The organism is Pantoea sp. B566, from assembly GCF_024793925.1.
In the GTDB taxonomy this organism is placed as follows: domain Bacteria; phylum Pseudomonadota; class Gammaproteobacteria; order Enterobacterales; family Enterobacteriaceae; genus Pantoea; species Pantoea ananatis.
Genome location: NZ_JANUQL010000003.1, coordinates 1,968,763 through 1,985,081, shown reverse-complemented (window position 1 = coordinate 1,985,081; position 16,319 = coordinate 1,968,763). Strand labels below are relative to the sequence as shown.

The following is a 16,319-nucleotide window of genomic DNA, read 5'->3' as shown; positions in this document are numbered from 1 at the left end:
AATTCCCCTGTCAGTAAATAAGACCACGGCTCTCGTCAAGACGACGTGCAACATGGTAAGCGGCCTCAAGTTCCGTACACTTAAATTCATTCATAATGGCCCGGCGTTCTGCTTTCTCTTCTTTTTCCGTCATGCCCAGCGCCAGGTAGAGGCTCGGCGGTACAGCCCGAAACAAGGCCTGCGTTTTAACGGAAAGAATGACGCCCTCGGTATACTTCTGGGGAAGTTTTTTGGCCGAAAGCAGCATGGACTTTTGCTCATCTTTAAGCGTCTTGAAGCGGGCAATCTGCTCAACCTCTGCCGGGGGCATGACCAGACAAATCCACCACTCTGCCATGTTGAGCATTTTTTTGGCCGTGTCCGGAAAGTCCTCAAGGTTCTGGGTAAAAATCCACAGCCAGGTGCCTAACTTACGCCACATTTTGGCGATTTTCGTGGCATAGGGTCCGAGCAGCGGGTTGGTGGTGATGATGTGCCCCTCATCAATGGCCACGATAGTCTGCCTTTCCAGATACTGATCGCGCTCGGCGATGTTATTGACGGCGTTCAGCAGGGAAATCACCGCCACGGCTCGCTGAGCCTCATAGCCCTCCCGGGCAAGCGTGGCAAGGTCAACGATGGTGACGTCGGCCTCAGGCCAGGGCGTGCCCGGGCGGTTGAACAGTTCGCCCTCAAAGCCTTCCGTGAACATGCGCAGCGCCTCTGACATCTCCTCGGCGCGTGCGCGTCGGGCTGGCGTGCGTTTCTCCCGGCCGTCAGCGCCCTGGCTGGCATCATGAGCGATGTCCTGCAGCGCAAACATCAGGTCCTCGGGCAGCATCTGACGGGACTCAGCATAAGCCTTACGGGCGGCATCCATGATAGCTTCGCGGATCATCCCCCGGTCGGCCCGCGACAGTCTGGATTCTTCTGTGGCTTCTCCACCGGTAATCATCAAGCGGGCGGCAATCTCCATTTCTCCCAGAACATCACGTTCACCGTCTTCATCATCCTCATCTTCATCCACAACGTCAGCGTCTGTTTCCGGTAAAACCTCCTCGTGGATGAGCAGCTTTTCGGGCTCCACTTCCAGCAACAGGTGTGAGTCAGCAAAGGGTGCCAGCGATACGGCTTTACCGGGCTTAATGCTGACACGGTGAACGCTGAGGCCCAGCGACGCACAGTAGTCACCGAAAAGGCCGAAACTGTTGCCTGCTTCGACCAGGACAATACGCGGCCGGTAGATGGCCGCCATTTGCGTCATCTTGTCCACCACCGTGGCTGACTTGCCGGCACCGGTCGGACCAAACAAAATAAGGTGCGCGTTCTGGGTGCGGTCCGCTTTATTCAGTGGGTCAACTGACAGCGGACCGCCGCCCCGGTTAAAAAAGGACAGGCCGTGATGGCCTGTGCCGGTATCGCGCCCGTAAACCGGCACCATACAGGCGAAGTGCTGGACAAACATCAGGCGCGTGTACCAGTTCTGGCGGTCGTGCTGCGGGTTAAAGCACATCGGCAGCGCCCGCATGTAGGTACTGAGGGGACTGATATCGTGCTCCGGATTGACCGGCTCCAGTCCGCAGTTCAGCAGCTCACTGCTGAGGTCACGGTAGCGTTTGCTGAGGGCGTCCTCGTCCTGACCTCTTATGAGCAGGGTAATGGCCGCCCGGTACATCTTGTGTTTGTTACCCAGATACGTGCGGGCCGTGGCGGCATCCTCGCGGGCCCGCATGGAATCGACGTTTTCTCCCATTGAGCTCTTACTGAGACGGGAAAAATCCCTCTCCAGCCTGTCCTGTGGTTGTACGACGAGCGTCATGGCCAGCACGGTGCCTTCCGGCAGCAGGTCCATAATGGCGTTAATCTTTTCGCCGCGTTCAACTTCACCCGTGAGGTGCCCGGTCTGAGGACTTTTACGGAGCCGGGCTACCGGCACCGCTTTGTGAGCGACGTTATCAAACCACCAGATGCCCTTGTCCGCATCGCTGCGGGGGCGGGTGAACCACAGGCTTTCACTGAAGTCATTGAGCAGCGGCAGGTCACCGGGCGCATCATCGCGGTAGCGGGCGCAGCGGTACAGCGTGGCTTTGTCCGTCCACTGCGGGGCCGGGTTGAACCAGCGCAGCAGCCAGCTGTGTATCTGCTCGCCGTTCTGGCGTACGGAAAGGATGCCGGCACCTTTTAATGCAGAGGTCAGACGGTCACAGACCTGATTCAGTACAACCTCCGGCGCCATCGGGTCGCGGTAAGGCTTTTCCACCCAGCGGTATACAACCATGCGCGTGCGCCGGATCTGCCCGCGCCAGGGCGCACCGGTCACGGCTTCATCAACAAACAGGCCTTTTTCAGTGGCCACATTTTTCAGATGCCGCTCCTGCTCGTTCAGCCAGGCCTCGGTAAACGCCGTCCCCTGTGCGCGGGGTCTGACGTAGCCCCGGATGGAATCCATGTAAGCCGACAGATCGGTGTCGTCCTGACAGAAGCACTGCACCACCCACTGATGTGAGTCCAGCTCGGGAATACTGTCCTGCAGGGCGTTTTCCACCACGTTGCGGATTTCCTCCAGACGCCATTCGGGACGACCTTCGGTGCCGACGGGATTGATCTCATATACGGCACCTACAGAAACGCCGTCGTCGAGAAGGATGCACTGGTGTTCCGGCAGGTATTCTCCCCAGGGGACGTGGTCAATGATGGAGGGGCCTGTGGCATAAAGACCCGACTCATCGGCATGCGTCAGCCGGCCCTCGCGGGTGATCGGCTCATGGCCCTCAACCGAAAACGGGCCGTGACCGTACTGATGTTCAGTCTGCGCTTCGCGGCTGCGGCGAAAAAGACGAAAGGCCATTTACAGCGCCTCCGTGCGTTCGCCGGGCAGCGCGTACTGCACCTGGCTGTAGAAAGGGAACACGGTGCTGTAGCCCGGCACCGGCGTGTTGCCGTCGGCCAGGTGCGGAAACACGTACATCACCATGTCGGGGTTGGGCAGGCGCGGAAATGTCTGCTGAATTTCATTTTCCTGGGTACGGCTGTAGCTGTCCCGGGTCTGTTGTCCAATGGTACGTTCGCTGTCGGAGACCGGCCGGCGCAGCGTGGTGCGGCTTTCAGCGGTGGCGTGCGTGGTGGATGCGCCGTTGTTCCAGAGCTCCAGCATGGTGCTGTCACCAGGTGGCAGCATTTCTTCTTTGGAGGTGCTGCAGCCGCTGAGCATCAGCGCGGTCAGGCCAGCCAGTGCCAGCGCCGCCAGATGTTTACACTGACGCATCCGTCACCTCCGGGGCTGGGTGTTCATGATAAAGGGAGGTGAGACGCCGGAATTTACCGTCTGCCGCTCGTACGACTGTTTCACACTTAAGCCTCATCAGCCTTTGCAACACCGCCGCCGGATTGCCCACGGGACCAGCACTTTCAGCCAGATGCCCGGCCTCACAGGCCCGCGCATAATCATTTAAATCACTGGTTATTAATTCATTTTTCATCAATCCATCCCCGTACCTGAGCCTGCCAGGCTGAAGTCATACTTCACCCTGCGGCCTTTTTCTTCATAGTCGATCGCCAGCTGGCGGGTAATGTGCAGCGCAACGGTCTGACCCGGCGGCACGTATATCGCGTCAAACGTCTGGCCATAACGCTGTTTTACCCAGTCCACGGTTTCTTTCATGCTCCCGGACAGCGATTTACCCAGCACGGCCTGTCCCGCATCACCGGTCAGGGTCTGCGTCACGCCGCCCATGGCGTTGGTCTGGCCCGTCATCTGGTTCTGTGAAAGGGCATCGCCGGCAGCGGCAGCGCCGGCCAGCAGGCTGATAGTCGGCAGATAGGTAGAGGCGTTGCTTTTACGTGTGCCGGAGATGCAGGGAATGCCGTTGTCATCCGACAGCCAGCCAATACTGTTATTGCCGTTTCCGCTGCTGTTCTGTGAATTCTGATTGTTACCGCTGGCGTTCTGACTGTCCGGCGACGGCAGCGTGCGCACCGTGCCGTCCGCGAATACAAACGTGATGCTGGTAATAGACCCGCGCACGCAGGACAGCGTCCAGTCACCGGTCGCCGTACCGGACACGATGGCACCCTGAACGTCCGGCAGCTCGATGCCGTTGGCCGTCAGGTTGTCTTTGCCTAACATAACCTTGAACGGGTACGGGTCAGTAACTTTGCCGTCAATGGGTACGCGGCCAAGCAGTGCCGTCATGGCGCGACTGCCGACCAGCGTGGAGTTCTCCGGCAGCGTAAACACCGGATCGACGGGTTTCACCGCATCCGGCACAGCCTGGCTGACGGCTGTGGACACCGCCGCGCCGGCCTGCTTACCGGCGTCACCCGCTTCACCGAACGACGAGGCAAACGAGAAGCCGGTTGCGCTGTTTTTATTGCTGTCATTCACGGGTTTGCCGCTGGCATCAACGGGGATACCGTCTTTAGGTTCGACCCACTGCAGACCGTCTGAGGCAGGGGCTGACATCGCGACGCTGCCACTGGTGCCGTTGTCATAGCCCAGCCCGATCGGGATATCGCTGCCGGGTGCGCTGCTTTTGTCTGGCGTTGCGGCATTTTTGTTTTTCAGCTGCTCCATCATCTGGCCCATCTGTGCACTCAGATCGGAGACCTGGCTGCTCAGTTTTGCCCGCTTTTCGGCTTCCTCCGCCCGGGCATTGGCCACGGCCTCGTTTATTTGTGCATCCACGTTACTGTTGGTCTTTTTAAGATCCGCGTTTTCCTCGTTCAGCTTTTTGTTGTCACTGGCGAGCGTATCCAGGCGGTCCTGAACGCGGCGAAAGTTGCCCACTATCGTGCGCAGGGTGTCCTGCGGCGTGTCGCCTTCCACACCCAGCGCCTTTAGCTCATCAGGCGACAAATCTTTCAGCGCTGCATTGGTGTTTTTTTGCACCGACGTCGTTTTATCCTTTGAATCCGAGCAGGATTTAACGCCAACGACGATGGCGGCGGTCAGTACCACCGGCACCGCAATTTTCACTATCAGGTTTGTGCCGGGCTGGCTCATTTCTTCGCCCTCCGCGCCGTTTTGGGCATAACCGTGACCGGTTCAGTGATAAACGCGCCTTCGGGCCGTCCCTGTATCACCAGGTACACGACCGTTGTGTCTTCCGGCGTGCCGGCACGGCCCAGCCAGCGGTGCTGAAAGGTTGCCGTCTCGAACTGGCCCTGCAGCTCACGCGGATCGAGGACGACTTTGTCTGCTGAGCGGTTACGCACCTGCAGCGCCACCACGCTGTCACCCAGCAGGCTCCAGGCCGCCATTGGCGTGACCGACACGGGCTCGCCGGGCATCAGCGTGGTAATGGACGATGGCAGCTTCAGCGATACGGGGCTGATGCCTGGCACCGGCTCCACGGTGCGGACCGGCCCGTAAAGGCTCTGTGCGGCATAGCGGGTCAGTACCACCGGCAGCGGGGCGCTGAGTTTTGGTGCTTTGCGTGCAGGCGCAGTGTCACTTTCAGGCGCCGGAGATGTACCTTTACTGCCGCTGTCGGCACCGCCGCTCACCGACTGTCTGTCACTGGCCGTTGCTGTGGCCACTTCACCGTCATAAACCAGCTTTACGGGTTCACGGGTCACCTTGCCGGGCACGGCGCTGACATCGAGGAGGATAACTTCGCCGTTTTCCTTGCTCTGCAGCTCAATGCGCGTCACCGGAAAAGCCTCTCTGGCATCGAAGTACACTGCGCCGCCGGTGCTCTGGATGCGCACTTTGCCGTTGAGGGCCGGCGGGAACCCCACGCGTACGTTTTTATTCACAAACACGATGCGCTCCTGGCCGACGGTGAGTGGTATCTGCAGCGGAATACGCTCCCACTTCATGAGCTCAACCGCCTGCGTAAGGTCTGAGACCATGAGCAGGCACAGCAGTAGCAGAGGTCGTTTCATCACTGGAAGACTCCTGTTTTTTTCTCCGGCTCCGGCTGCGGCATGGCTTCGAGCTGCTGCGGCGTGGAGGCATAGCAGTCAAGCGCCATGCCAAACGGGTTGCGCGCCGGGTCACCTTCCCAGCGCACGACCTTGAGGGGATAGCGTACAAGCGCCCGCTTGACCTTCTCGGCGTGGTAATACTCGTCAGCTATCAGGTCGAGCCGGACCACCCAGCGATCGTCACTCAGGATGTCTACGCTGCTGTCGCTGTAGCCGCGACGCGGGATTTCATACACCACGCGCACGCGGTCCTTGAGCTCGCCGCTGTTTTTACGAAACTCATAGTCCCTGTTCAGAAAATCCTGGCAGGACGGCGTCAGGTAAGGGCTGAGCTGGACAATCTTCGCCGAATAGTCCACCTCACCGTTGGTCGGCCATGCGTTGAGCTGCTGGAAGATATAGAACGCAAAGGCGTACACCGTATAGGGCGGAATCACCCACCATTTCTGCGTGCTGCCCGAGCGCAGGTCGGGGGGGATATGAATAGTCATGTCCGAGGGCGCACGCATCCAGCCGACTGACGTTACAAGCATGCCGGAGAACAGCAGCACGCAGGCAATCCGCAGGGAAAAGATGTGGTTATCACGCGCCGTGATACCGTTACGAAACCGGCTCATGTGGACCTCCTCATAGCGCGTGCTGACGTGCGCTGCAGCTCCCAGGCGCGGCTGGCCAGAATCATCGAGCGCGACAGGCCCAACTGGCAGCGGATTTGCTCCAGCCTTTGCCAGATATAGTTCTCCGGCTTGCCGCGCTTGTAGGCAGCAATCCAGCTCCCGCCGAAAAACACAGTCAGAATCGGCATCAGCAGCATGCAGGTCGGGAACGCCAGCCAGCCGACGTGGGGCACCAGGCAAAGCGGTACGGCCAGCGGAATGCCCACAATACTGCCCGTGCCTGCCGCCAGCAGAAATTCGCCGGCGGTAAATCCCCGGTACACGACTGGCGGGTAATTGAGCCGGTCAGGGAGAAAGTCGATAACGGCCATCGTTGCACCTCAGAGAATGTCTGCAGCCTGGGTCGCGAGGTAAATCACCACGAGGATGAGGAGGATGCCGACGACGCAGTAAAGGATGAGGTCGGTCCAGGTATTTTTGCCCTTTTTAATTTCATGAAACGAGGTGATGACGGCGTGCGCAACGGCGAGGAAGGCTGCGACAGTGACAAGAAGACCCAGACCCAGAGCGCCCATTTTTAGGTACGCCATCCAGGTGTTCCAGAGTCCGCCACCGCCGCCCGTTGTCGGTTGCTGAACTGGTGGCAGTCCTGCAGATGCCTGGCCAACATCCAGTGCCAGAGGCAGAATCAGCAGCGTGGCGCGTAACCTTGCGGCACGGCAGAGCCTGATAAATCGGAGTTTCATTGTGGTGTCCTTTCAGTTAAAGAAGAAAAACAGAGTCAGCAGCCACAGAACCGCCAGACGGATAAACGTCTCGGTAAACTGCCGAAACGTCACCGTTTTAGACGCGAGGCCCCGGTACGCCATTACCAGTGCCCAGGCAGAGAAGAGCAGGATGACGATGGCGAGCGCGCTCAGGATGAGAATGTTCAGCTGGGAGGGTGTGACGCTGCCGCCGGTGCCTGCCGCCCAGCCAGAGGTCTGTGCGCCGTTCATCGCCACGCCGGCTCCTGTGCCCGGTACTGACCGGTCACCGAGGCGGAGCCAGAATTGGGTTGTGCGCGGGACGGCTCCAGATAAGTAGAAATGCCCTGTTTCATGGTGGCGATGTCGCGGGTCGCCTGCTGATAATCGAAGTAAAAGCGGGCATCCTGATTCTGGTTCGCCACCACGCGGGCGCGGTCAAGGCCCGCCTGGACCTGATCCAGCTGGCGCATCACCAGCGCGAGCTCGTCCTTTTCGGAGGCATGACACGCCACGGCCGGCATGACGCAGACGAGGAGTGCAATGAAAGGGGGTAAACGGCGCATGTACGGCTCTCCCGGGTATCAGATGAGGGTGAGAGTGCCGCAACCGCGACCGCCTGACAGCAGTAAAATCTTTATGGATTTCTGAAAATAAAAGCAGATTATTTCTGGCGAAAACCGCACCGGCTGGGCGATGATTAATTAAACAATGTATTCATATCCGGAGCTGAAGGCACATGGACACGACCGAAGAGCTTAATGGTACGTATTTCTATGGCGGGTACAGTAACGTTACCCATGTCCAGCTGTTCTGGCTTGTGGGCGTTCAGGTGGTGAGTGAGCATCTCGGACTCGCGGCAACCGACGCGGCACTGGTTCTGGCAGGACAACCTCTTATTCCCACCCGCGCAAAACCCGGTAGCGCAACCAAAGGCACGTCGGTCGCCTCTCTGGCTTCACGATATCTGCTGAATTACCGTTTTCCAAAAGGCATGTTACTGCCGACACTCAACGGCAAAACCATCAGTCAACTGCACGTTAGCTGGACCAACCATCTGGGGGCGTTCGTTGGCCGGAATGTCCCGTGGCTGGGCTGGATAATGACGTTTACCACGGTCTACAACATCTTTAACGATATCCGCAGCACCTACAACCGGGTTGCCCGGCCGGAACACCGCATCCAATGGACCTATTTTTAATGGACACCCTGAGCGAAGAAATCATTACCTTTGTGAGAGAAAACTATGCCCGACGTCGGTTTATATTCTGGGGGGAACGTCTTCCCGTGTCGCCTGAAACCAGCCTGCGGGATGACCTGAAGCTCACGATAGAAACGGCAGGCGCGCTGATGCATGAGTATTTTGAGCGCTGGAACGTTGAAAGCCTGGGCTTTGATATCAGGAATTACGTTCATCCGGAACTGCCAGGAACAGGAGATATACCTGACCCTCACAAGCCACTGACCGTAAGAATGCTGATCGAGTCTGCTGAGGCCGGGCGCTGGCTTTACTCATGATGATGACGAACGCTGACAGGGTGCGGCATCTCATCAGGAAACATTTCTGGGAAATGACTGATAACGCATCTCTGAGCACCGGAAAAGAAGTCGTACTGCCGAAAGATGCTTATGATTTTATGGTGGAATACGCAGAAAAATTTGACATCGACCTGACTCATTTTGAGTTCAGAAAGTACTTTCCGAATGAGGGAATACGCTTCCTGCCCAATGCCATATTGCCAAAATCTATGCGCACCGATTATCACGAACCTGCCCCTCTTTTCGTAAAAATGCTGATTGAGTCTGCTGAGGCCGGACGCTGGCTTTTTCCCTGAAACGATACATTAACGTCAAAGACACGGATTACTGAATGACATTAATTCTGCGCGAAGCAAGACAGTGTGATGTTTCGCTCCTGAGTGAGCTGGGTGTCAGTACATACACCCATCATTTTAAGCAGTACTGGACCCACAGCGAGGAACTGGACGAGTTCCTTAAGCAGGAGTATTCGCCACAGGTCATCGAAAGCAGCCTCGCTGACCCTTCCGCAGGCTGGTATGTCGTCGAGACGTCAGCTCCGATCGGATTTGTTAAAGTCATATGGCGGTGTAATATTCCTGGGACGCCTTTACAGGGCACTCTTCTTAAAAAACTCTATCTTTCAGAAGGCTCCACCGGGAAAAACTACGGTGAACTCATATTTAATGAAGTGACTGAGATGGCGAAAGAAAGAGGGAGTGACTTTCTGTGGCTTGAGGTGCTTAAAGAAAATACCCGTGCGCGTAGATTTTATGAAAGACAGGGTATGACGTTTATCAGGGATAATTTCTATAACACTGCTACCCAAAATGTCACGGTGCATGTTCTGGGCATGAACCTCTGAATCCTCTTTTTGGCCATAAAAAAGGCCTGCAGCAGCGCAGGCCCTCCGGGCACATCCCCCGCAAGCACACACATCACAGATACTTTTTGAACGACGCCGTCACAACAGCCAGTACGCCACCAACCAGCAGCGCAGAGGGCAGCAAAAACAGATTTGGCCAGACCGCTGTCGGCCATGCCAGATACAGCATGCAGGGGCCGTACAGTGCAGGCTTAACGAAGCGTTTTGCATGGTGATAGACAAAACTTGATTCGTATCCCGCCCCGTAGCGACGCAGGTCACGCCTGACCAGTCCCTCAACGATACCGGTGATGATGACCAGCCCGAACAGCGGGATACTGAGAAACAGGATCATCACGCGGATAAAGAAAATCAGCGTCACCCAGAGCGTGGCCTGCAGGTATTCTCCCAGCCTGCTGATGAGGGATGCGCCGAAGCCGTTCAGCGCCGGAATGAGGCCGCTCCCTTTCCGGCTCGTTTCCCTGAAAGAGGCCAGCCAGTGACTGAATCCGCTGTCCACAAACAGCCAGTGCCAGGCGGCCTGAACCCATCGGGTGATGGTTTCCACCGGCGTGGCCATCAGCAGGCTTCGGGTATACCCCGAAGACAGCCAGTGACTCTCGGCCAGCATCACCTGATAGCTGTGCGTGGCACCCTCGTCCGGCCAGAGGAACGTCATACACGCATATTCAACACCCAGGCTGACGAACAGTGAACCAATCAGGATGCCGATGAGGCTTAGCGGCATGTCCCACAGCAGCAGCGTAAAAGGCCCCGGGTGTCTGTGTTTCGCGGGAGCGCTCTGCCGGGTATTTCCGCCGTCATTCTGGGACATGAAGGCCTCCCGGAATACCGGCGTCGCCACCCGTCCACCAGGACTCGCCGCTGTGGTAATTCTTCTCCATCGTGTCAGCCAGCTGTTTCAGGCTCGCCGGCATAAAGCGGTCACTGTCATCGCTGACCGGCAGCGGCATACGGATTTTCCACAGCCTTCCGCCTTCCAGCAGGGCAAAAGCCTGGCCCTTCGGCAGATTGATAATATCGGAGGGGCTTATCATCGGTACCTTAACCAGCGTCACCTGATCGCTGACGTTACTGTTGAAGTCCGTGCCTTCCCCCGGACGGGAGACGTCGGTCACACCTGACGTCAGGGTTTTTTGATACACCCCCACCTCAGGCAGCTGATCGGTCAGCAGCATAGCCGTGTTTTTCTCTTTCACACGGAGCATGACCAGGGAGTTAAAGTTACCGATGACCTGACTGGCTTTAGCCGAATTTCCGATGCGGGCCTCAATGTCGGACAGCGTCTGGGTGTAGGCCGTGACCTGAAACCCGGCACCGCCGCCCTTGTTAATGAGCGGAATAAACTCATCCCCCATCAGCTCGTTAAACTCGTCACAATGCAGGTTAATGACGGCCTTACCGGCTTTTTTGTCGCCCTCATCGCCCAGCCCGAACTTATAGATATGGCCACCTTCAGAGACCAGGTCGGCAAACATACTGTTACCCACGGCGGCGGCCACCACCGGGTCAGACAGCGCGTCGAGGCCAACATAGACCACGCCGCGAGACTTGATGATGTTGTGCCAGTCGAGTATCGGGCGTGGGTCGCTGAGATCGGTGTAATCGGGGGCAAGCAGCGCGGCCGTCTTTCCGGTGGTGAGCTTTTCCAGCAGCGGCAACAGCGAGGCCACGATTTTGTCAAAGTAAGTCCGGTCATACTGCACCGCACTGCGCAGGCCATCGAGCACCGGGTCCCAGAGTTTTTTTCCCTCAGGACTACCGAGCACCTTTTCAGACGCCCAGATTTTCTTACCGTTCTCCCGCCCCTGCAGGTGTCGGGGCAGCTCTTTTTCACTGATGCCTGCCTGCATCAGTGCCTCCAGGCTGCCCATCAGCGCAGGTGCCTTTTCGCTCAGTAGGTTATCGACATAGGTCTCATACAATTCGCCGATGTTGGTGACGTAACGCAGGATGAGGCTGTAATCCGGACGCTGGCCAAGGGCGACCAGCGCACGGGTAATAATGTTAACGAACCTCCAGGCAAACTCACGGAAGGCGGCAGAGTTACCCTCTCCGGAGAGCTGACCCGCGACGCGCGACGCCACCTCGGAGATACGGCTGAAACGACCCACGGCGTTATAGCGGGCGCTGATGTCCGGCCAGCCCAGGTGGAACACCCAGAAGTTATCCTGCCGTCCGGCGCGGTGTGATTCGGCATACATGCGGCGCAGCAGGTCAGCATCACCTTTGGGGTCAAAGACGATGACCACCTCAAATTCGCCGGCGGCATTGCGGCGTCGGATATCCTGGGTAATCATCAGCTCCGCCAGGCGGGTTTTACCGACGCGGGTTGTGCCCATAACCAGCATATGGCCCACGCGCTCGCCCAGGTCAGACATAACGTTAACCTCATCAGGCTCAACCCCGTGATAAACGGAACTTCCGCCGACCGGCGGCAGCGGCCGGAACGGATTTAAGGCAGTGTCGGCCGACGTCAGCCGGCACAGCCACGGCAGGCTGTACTCCATCTTTTTTTCCAGCTCGCGGGCCATGCGGTACATGACCGAAGGCTGGACGTAGATTTCGCATTCAGGACGACGGGCTTCCATCAGCCGCTGCGTGTGCCGGGGCGACCACTGAAAACCTTTACCGAGGAACAGGTGCCGGCGGCTGACCGGTATCTGGTCACTGGTCAGCGCGTAGCGGGAAAGGCGGCGTATATTGTGGCGGTAGCGCAGTATTTTTAATCCCTGAGAAGTGCGCTTCAGCGCCAGCACGCCGAAACCGGCAGCGGTCACCCAGCTTACCGAGGGCGCCAGCGCAACAGACCAGGGGGCCGTCAGACAGATGAATGTGGCGCTGCCAGCCGCGGTTGCCGAGTACATCTCGACTGCAGGGCGGAGCAGCGACTCCATGACATAGCGATCGCTCATAAATCTCTCCTGCCAGACAGCCAGTTTAAAACACCATTACGCTTAGCCATGCGTCGTTCACGCCAGAGCCTGAGCGCAACCAGCAGCTCAATGCCCTCAGCAGGAGCAGTAATTTCACGGGCTTCGCTGACAGCTCTGACAGCCGGATTTTGCTCATAACGCCGGCTCCACGATCCGGTGCTGAAATAAAGAGAGGTGGAATAAATGTCTGTTTTCCAGCCAGGATTACTCTCTCTGCAGCGGTGAACGCGATTAACGCTCAGGTCCATGAAAAAACCCTGCGCCGTGTGCAGACTCAGCTCTTCCCTGAGGGCGAGAAACACGTCAAGAAGCGGCAGATTGAACTCATAATGATTCAGTTGCACACCGTGCAGATACGACTTTCCCAGGTAGTCAAACAGAAATCGTGCCAGGGCGGCACGGTGATTACCGTCTGCGCCAACATACCAGTCAATGCCGTTGTAGCTGTTAAAACACATTGCGGGCTGTTTTGCTGCTATCTCAGAATAGTAAGACGTGTAGCACTCATAGTAAGCCTGATTGCTCTCAATGAGGGCAAGGTTACTGGCCATATGTTTGCCCTGGTGCAGAAACTCAGACCAGCTGAGGCTCTGATAATCCGGATGCGATGTGCCTTTAATGCAGAAGACGTTGATCGTGCCGGATTCCGTCCAGTGATGCCGTGTGAGAAAACCAGCGTACTGAGAAAGCAGTGTGTCATCCCAGGCTTCAATAAGCGCGCCTGCCCAGTGTGGCGGATTTGCGTCAATTTTCGACAGAAATTCGCTCATGGGTCCGCCCTCTGTTTAAAGGTTAAGCCACTACCTGATGCCTGGCCTCTGCCACTTTTATATATAAAGCCACATGCTCTCCCAAACTCCCGGTTATATTCCCGACGTAAACACAGCAGCATGTCGGTCATAAAGCTCAGCAGGATGAATTCCAGCCACATATAAGGTAACTGATGAAATACCCTCATTATCCCGTGAGTCACAATATCAGGTGTAAACAGCGGATTCGTCAGCATGAGAACCGGAATGAGAGTAGTGATGACTGCCGTCATTGCTGTAAAACACATCAGGGGCCACAGAATCACGATTTTGAGCAGGTAAAGGAAGAGAAAGGCCAACGATGCCAGCAGCCAGAGTACAGGGCTCATGATTAATGAGAGTGCGTTATTTATCCCTACAGACTGAAGTAGATTACTGACAGCGGCTGGCACGGTTTTCAGGAATATGCGCATGACGGGTTCCTTACGGGTGTGTTGAGGTGGACGAAGAACGGGCCAGTGACGACAGCTGTCGGACGTTGTCGCTGAAATCCAGCCAGCGCCGGTCGCCGGCAAGCAGCTGAAGCAGACGATTGCCGCTGATGAGCGTGATATTTGGCCAGCATCTGAAGGCTTCACGACTGACTTCACCCGTGCGCCCGGTATGGATGAAGAGCCCACCGCACGCTTCCTTAAGGGCCAGCTCTCCGAATGCAACAACGTGTTGTGCGTTGATCGTGGCACCGTAGCGCTTCGCCTGAATCAGCCAGCGCTGGCCGGCTATCCAGACCTGACCGTCCATGCCGCCGTCTCCGCTGTAGCTGGCATTACGTTTGATACGAAACCCCTGGCGGGATAGTGCCGTCAGCAACATTTCCTCAAAAACATAAGGATTCATTTTGCGCAGCCAGACCATGCGGGCTGAGTCATCACGCAGCTGCGGCAGGCGGGAGAGTGCTGATGCGGCGCGTTTCTGATAAAGGCGATGGCGCCTCGCACTGGCGCTCCTGAGACAGAAAGGAGAAAGCAGGCACACCAGAACAAGGGCCAGCGCCACAGCAACCGCTACCTTTAACGGATGTCCCCTTACCAGCTCCGCAATAACAGACACCGGTATCACTGGGACAGCCCCTTTTCGGTAATCAGCACGGGGTAATGGACCAGGTGCAGGCGGCGGGCAAGATCACCGCCGCTCACCGGCACCATCTCTGTGGACGGCACCAGCGCACGAAGCGCGCTCAGCGCAGCCGCGTCTTTCACGCTCACGACCATGCCCGTGGCATGCATCTGACTGAGCGCTGCCGCATGCTGTGAAAGCCACTGCTTTGACAAGTTGTCGTCACCCACCACAAACACCGGCGGCATGCCTGAAAGCTCAAGCGGCTGAGGAGTGACCGGGCCCGGGCTCATTTCCGGCGTGCTGACGGGCAGCATGTCGGATATGGACAGCGATTCAGGCGGTGCTGCAGGCACGGAGGGTGAACCGGCAACAGCATCTTTGTCAGCGTTAATGGCATCAAAGTACGGCGCTGTGGGTTCACCACCCAGGTCACCGACCACAACCAGCGCCGCGCTGGCCCCCGTGACGACGGAGAGCAGACACGCGCTGAACAGAGCGTTACGGATAAAGCAGTTGCGTTTCATCATTTCGGTTCGATCCAGGTAAGGGAGTTACTGGCGAGCTCGACCGGCATGACAGACTGTGCACCGGATGACACCGGGGCAATCTGGCCAAGCTTGCGGCGAACGATGGCGATGTAGGTCTGCGCCTCTTTACCGCCGGCCGGATGGTGATAACAGCCAGCCGCGTTTAACCAGCTGCCGGGGCGTGCTTCGTAACAGGCGCGAAGTATGCGGGCGGCCGCGCGGAGGTTGAGATACGGGTCAAAGGCATCGCGGTAAGTCGGGAAAAAATGCCCGTTCCAGCCCAGGTTGACCTGCGCCACGCCGACATCGATGTTCTTCAGTGGCCAGCGCTGCATGAACCCCAGCAGCGCGATGAAGGCCGCTTCACGCGTTTCATAGTGATAACCCCGGCCGGCGACGTTGATGGTCCACGGCCAGGGTTTTGTACCCCAGGCGGTTTTACGGGTGCTCTCCGCCATGGCCAGCGAATAAAGCGACTCTGCCGGCACGCGCTCTGCTGCCGCTATCTGCCGGTAGGCATCCGGAATGACCTGGCGCCTTTCAGCCGCACTGCAGACGCAGCTGACAAGGCAGACCAAAACAGCCGCCTTCTTCAGTACGCCGCGACCTGCCATCCGGTCTCCCCCTGCTGCAGAATGACCGGCATCTGACCCATGCCGTACCTGAACCACAGGCCATTGTCATGATTAAGCGTTATCTGACGGCTGCGGACTTTTTCCACCGGAATGTTGTGCTTAACGGCCCAGGCACGCAGGCCGTCATCGCTGTCGATGCCGACCAGATACAGGTCTACAGGGCGGTTGTCAGCCAGCACGGCGGCAAGACGCGCATCACAGCGTGAGCAGTTCTCCTTCAGGAACAGCGCCAGGCGACCCTGCGTGTCGTGCGCAATGCCGGCCGCGTTGGCACCCATGTTTACCGCCAGCGTTTCCGGATAGAGGCGAAGCCAGGCCGCGTTGACGTCACGCTGAAAAGCGAGTTCCTTCTCGGTTCGCTGATATTCGTGTTTTACCCACAACTCTGCCAGCCGGCGACGTTCCGCGCTGTTATCGGTTTCCACGCCGAGCGCCGTGAGCGGGTCCAGACCCGGTGACATGATCCCGCGCTCGCCCTTCATCAGCGTCTGATAACGGCTCCAGTCGCTGTCAGATAACCCCCACTGCTGGGCCTGCTGCTGAGTGCTCAGACGGGAAGAGGTGTTTTCCTGAAGCGGTGCCACACGGCTGTTCACTGCCGGCGTCTGCGCTGTGGATGCCAGCGCCCAGAGCGGCAGTAATATGAGAACTGCGGTCAGTGTTTTTTTCATGATTTGTC

22 protein-coding genes are annotated in these 16,319 nt (G+C 57.7%); 4 read left to right on the top strand and 18 right to left on the bottom strand.

Annotated elements, in window-relative coordinates:
• Window positions 1–10 precede the first annotated feature (10 nt).
• From NYE92_RS10890 to NYE92_RS10845, 10 genes are read right to left on the bottom strand one after another with little or no spacing between them, the layout of a single operon-like run.
• Window positions 11–2,827 (bottom strand): conjugative transfer ATPase, encoded by a 2,817-nt coding sequence (locus tag NYE92_RS10890; RefSeq protein ID WP_194761765.1) that lies wholly within the window; start codon window positions 2,825–2,827, stop codon window positions 11–13.
• Window positions 2,828–3,244 carry a TIGR03751 family conjugal transfer lipoprotein gene (locus NYE92_RS10885; protein WP_194761764.1) on the bottom strand — a complete coding sequence of 139 codons (417 nt, stop codon included), beginning with the start codon at window positions 3,242–3,244 and terminating at the stop codon, window positions 2,828–2,830.
• The gene (locus tag NYE92_RS10880; RefSeq protein ID WP_259018964.1) at window positions 3,231–3,458 is read right to left on the bottom strand and encodes a hypothetical protein; all 228 of its coding nucleotides are present in this window, start codon (window positions 3,456–3,458) and stop codon (window positions 3,231–3,233) included. Before NYE92_RS10880 ends, NYE92_RS10885 begins: the two co-directional genes overlap by 14 nt.
• On the bottom strand, window positions 3,458–4,981 hold the full coding sequence (locus NYE92_RS10875; RefSeq protein ID WP_259018963.1) for a TIGR03752 family integrating conjugative element protein: 1,524 nt from the start codon (window positions 4,979–4,981) through the stop codon (window positions 3,458–3,460). The genes NYE92_RS10880 and NYE92_RS10875 overlap by 1 nt, the downstream gene beginning before the upstream one ends.
• Complete coding sequence (locus NYE92_RS10870; RefSeq protein ID WP_259018962.1) at window positions 4,978–5,865, bottom strand: TIGR03749 family integrating conjugative element protein; 888 nt, start codon at window positions 5,863–5,865, stop codon at window positions 4,978–4,980. Before NYE92_RS10870 ends, NYE92_RS10875 begins: the two co-directional genes overlap by 4 nt.
• Window positions 5,865–6,524, bottom strand: coding sequence for a PFL_4703 family integrating conjugative element protein (locus NYE92_RS10865; RefSeq protein ID WP_259018961.1), 660 nt, complete (start codon window positions 6,522–6,524; stop codon window positions 5,865–5,867). Before NYE92_RS10865 ends, NYE92_RS10870 begins: the two co-directional genes overlap by 1 nt.
• Complete coding sequence (locus tag NYE92_RS10860) at window positions 6,521–6,895, bottom strand: TIGR03750 family conjugal transfer protein (protein WP_014606830.1); 375 nt, start codon at window positions 6,893–6,895, stop codon at window positions 6,521–6,523. The genes NYE92_RS10865 and NYE92_RS10860 overlap by 4 nt, the downstream gene beginning before the upstream one ends.
• Before the next feature lie 9 nt (window positions 6,896–6,904).
• On the bottom strand, window positions 6,905–7,270 hold the full coding sequence (locus tag NYE92_RS10855) for a TIGR03745 family integrating conjugative element membrane protein (RefSeq protein ID WP_194761759.1): 366 nt from the start codon (window positions 7,268–7,270) through the stop codon (window positions 6,905–6,907).
• A gap of 12 nt (window positions 7,271–7,282) precedes the next feature.
• Window positions 7,283–7,522, bottom strand: a complete 240-nt coding sequence (locus NYE92_RS10850; RefSeq protein ID WP_194761830.1) for a TIGR03758 family integrating conjugative element protein — start codon at window positions 7,520–7,522, stop codon at window positions 7,283–7,285.
• Window positions 7,519–7,836, bottom strand: coding sequence for an RAQPRD family integrative conjugative element protein (locus NYE92_RS10845; protein ID WP_194761758.1), 318 nt, complete (start codon window positions 7,834–7,836; stop codon window positions 7,519–7,521). Before NYE92_RS10845 ends, NYE92_RS10850 begins: the two co-directional genes overlap by 4 nt.
• Before the next feature lie 173 nt (window positions 7,837–8,009).
• Here NYE92_RS10845 and NYE92_RS10840 point away from each other — a divergent pair, with 173 nt between their 5' ends.
• From NYE92_RS10840 to NYE92_RS10825, 4 genes are read left to right on the top strand one after another with little or no spacing between them, the layout of a single operon-like run.
• Entirely contained in the window at window positions 8,010–8,471 is a 462-nt protein-coding gene (locus tag NYE92_RS10840; RefSeq protein ID WP_019105577.1) for an STM2901 family protein, read from the top strand.
• On the top strand, window positions 8,471–8,788 hold the full coding sequence (locus NYE92_RS10835; protein ID WP_194761829.1) for a DUF1493 family protein: 318 nt from the start codon (window positions 8,471–8,473) through the stop codon (window positions 8,786–8,788). The genes NYE92_RS10840 and NYE92_RS10835 overlap by 1 nt, the downstream gene beginning before the upstream one ends.
• A complete protein-coding gene (locus tag NYE92_RS10830) occupies window positions 8,788–9,105 on the top strand; it encodes a DUF1493 family protein (protein ID WP_409035024.1) in 318 nt (105 codons plus the stop codon). Before NYE92_RS10835 ends, NYE92_RS10830 begins: the two co-directional genes overlap by 1 nt.
• Window positions 9,106–9,140: 35 nt before the next feature.
• On the top strand, window positions 9,141–9,653 hold the full coding sequence (locus NYE92_RS10825; protein ID WP_194761757.1) for a GNAT family N-acetyltransferase: 513 nt from the start codon (window positions 9,141–9,143) through the stop codon (window positions 9,651–9,653).
• Window positions 9,654–9,726: 73 nt separating this feature from the next.
• On the opposite strand, the gene NYE92_RS10820 is transcribed toward NYE92_RS10825, so the two are convergent.
• Genes NYE92_RS10820 through NYE92_RS10785 form a run of 8 tightly spaced genes read right to left on the bottom strand, consistent with a single transcriptional unit; the run spans window position 9,727 to window position 16,311 of the window.
• Window positions 9,727–10,488 carry a TIGR03747 family integrating conjugative element membrane protein gene (locus NYE92_RS10820; protein WP_241533307.1) on the bottom strand — a complete coding sequence of 254 codons (762 nt, stop codon included), beginning with the start codon at window positions 10,486–10,488 and terminating at the stop codon, window positions 9,727–9,729.
• On the bottom strand, window positions 10,475–12,589 hold the full coding sequence (traD, locus tag NYE92_RS10815) for a type IV conjugative transfer system coupling protein TraD (protein WP_259018960.1): 2,115 nt from the start codon (window positions 12,587–12,589) through the stop codon (window positions 10,475–10,477). Before traD ends, NYE92_RS10820 begins: the two co-directional genes overlap by 14 nt.
• Entirely contained in the window at window positions 12,586–13,380 is a 795-nt protein-coding gene (locus tag NYE92_RS10810) for a hypothetical protein (protein ID WP_194761754.1), read from the bottom strand. The genes traD and NYE92_RS10810 overlap by 4 nt, the downstream gene beginning before the upstream one ends.
• Window positions 13,377–13,832, bottom strand: a complete 456-nt coding sequence (locus NYE92_RS10805) for a hypothetical protein (protein WP_241533305.1) — start codon at window positions 13,830–13,832, stop codon at window positions 13,377–13,379. Before NYE92_RS10805 ends, NYE92_RS10810 begins: the two co-directional genes overlap by 4 nt.
• A gap of 10 nt (window positions 13,833–13,842) precedes the next feature.
• Window positions 13,843–14,475 carry a restriction endonuclease gene (locus NYE92_RS10800; protein ID WP_259019498.1) on the bottom strand — a complete coding sequence of 211 codons (633 nt, stop codon included), beginning with the start codon at window positions 14,473–14,475 and terminating at the stop codon, window positions 13,843–13,845.
• Window positions 14,475–15,005, bottom strand: a complete 531-nt coding sequence (locus NYE92_RS10795) for an integrating conjugative element protein (RefSeq protein ID WP_259018959.1) — start codon at window positions 15,003–15,005, stop codon at window positions 14,475–14,477. The genes NYE92_RS10800 and NYE92_RS10795 overlap by 1 nt, the downstream gene beginning before the upstream one ends.
• A complete protein-coding gene (locus NYE92_RS10790; protein ID WP_259018957.1) occupies window positions 15,002–15,619 on the bottom strand; it encodes a transglycosylase SLT domain-containing protein in 618 nt (205 codons plus the stop codon). Before NYE92_RS10790 ends, NYE92_RS10795 begins: the two co-directional genes overlap by 4 nt.
• Complete coding sequence (locus NYE92_RS10785; protein ID WP_194761750.1) at window positions 15,598–16,311, bottom strand: TIGR03759 family integrating conjugative element protein; 714 nt, start codon at window positions 16,309–16,311, stop codon at window positions 15,598–15,600. Before NYE92_RS10785 ends, NYE92_RS10790 begins: the two co-directional genes overlap by 22 nt.
• Window positions 16,312–16,319: the final 8 nt, after the last annotated feature.

Coding starts and splice junctions, on each gene's coding strand:
- NYE92_RS10845 (WP_194761758.1), bottom strand. CDS start 7,836: ATGCGCCGTTTACCCCCTTTCATTGCACTCCTCGTCTGCGTCATGCCG.
- NYE92_RS10860 (WP_014606830.1), bottom strand. CDS start 6,895: ATGGCCGTTATCGACTTTCTCCCTGACCGGCTCAATTACCCGCCAGTC.
- NYE92_RS10785 (WP_194761750.1), bottom strand. CDS start 16,311: ATGAAAAAAACACTGACCGCAGTTCTCATATTACTGCCGCTCTGGGCG.
- NYE92_RS10850 (WP_194761830.1), bottom strand. CDS start 7,522: ATGAACGGCGCACAGACCTCTGGCTGGGCGGCAGGCACCGGCGGCAGC.
- NYE92_RS10875 (WP_259018963.1), bottom strand. CDS start 4,981: ATGAGCCAGCCCGGCACAAACCTGATAGTGAAAATTGCGGTGCCGGTG.
- NYE92_RS10805 (WP_241533305.1), bottom strand. CDS start 13,832: ATGCGCATATTCCTGAAAACCGTGCCAGCCGCTGTCAGTAATCTACTT.
- NYE92_RS10795 (WP_259018959.1), bottom strand. CDS start 15,005: ATGATGAAACGCAACTGCTTTATCCGTAACGCTCTGTTCAGCGCGTGT.
- NYE92_RS10880 (WP_259018964.1), bottom strand. CDS start 3,458: ATGAAAAATGAATTAATAACCAGTGATTTAAATGATTATGCGCGGGCC.
- NYE92_RS10885 (WP_194761764.1), bottom strand. CDS start 3,244: ATGCGTCAGTGTAAACATCTGGCGGCGCTGGCACTGGCTGGCCTGACC.
- NYE92_RS10830 (WP_409035024.1), top strand. CDS start 8,788: ATGATGACGAACGCTGACAGGGTGCGGCATCTCATCAGGAAACATTTC.
- NYE92_RS10870 (WP_259018962.1), bottom strand. CDS start 5,865: ATGAAACGACCTCTGCTACTGCTGTGCCTGCTCATGGTCTCAGACCTT.
- NYE92_RS10820 (WP_241533307.1), bottom strand. CDS start 10,488: ATGTCCCAGAATGACGGCGGAAATACCCGGCAGAGCGCTCCCGCGAAA.
- NYE92_RS10855 (WP_194761759.1), bottom strand. CDS start 7,270: ATGAAACTCCGATTTATCAGGCTCTGCCGTGCCGCAAGGTTACGCGCC.
- NYE92_RS10840 (WP_019105577.1), top strand. CDS start 8,010: ATGGACACGACCGAAGAGCTTAATGGTACGTATTTCTATGGCGGGTAC.
- NYE92_RS10835 (WP_194761829.1), top strand. CDS start 8,471: ATGGACACCCTGAGCGAAGAAATCATTACCTTTGTGAGAGAAAACTAT.
- NYE92_RS10865 (WP_259018961.1), bottom strand. CDS start 6,524: ATGAGCCGGTTTCGTAACGGTATCACGGCGCGTGATAACCACATCTTT.
- NYE92_RS10825 (WP_194761757.1), top strand. CDS start 9,141: ATGACATTAATTCTGCGCGAAGCAAGACAGTGTGATGTTTCGCTCCTG.
- NYE92_RS10790 (WP_259018957.1), bottom strand. CDS start 15,619: ATGGCAGGTCGCGGCGTACTGAAGAAGGCGGCTGTTTTGGTCTGCCTT.
- NYE92_RS10890 (WP_194761765.1), bottom strand. CDS start 2,827: ATGGCCTTTCGTCTTTTTCGCCGCAGCCGCGAAGCGCAGACTGAACAT.
- traD (WP_259018960.1), bottom strand. CDS start 12,589: ATGAGCGATCGCTATGTCATGGAGTCGCTGCTCCGCCCTGCAGTCGAG.
- NYE92_RS10810 (WP_194761754.1), bottom strand. CDS start 13,380: ATGAGCGAATTTCTGTCGAAAATTGACGCAAATCCGCCACACTGGGCA.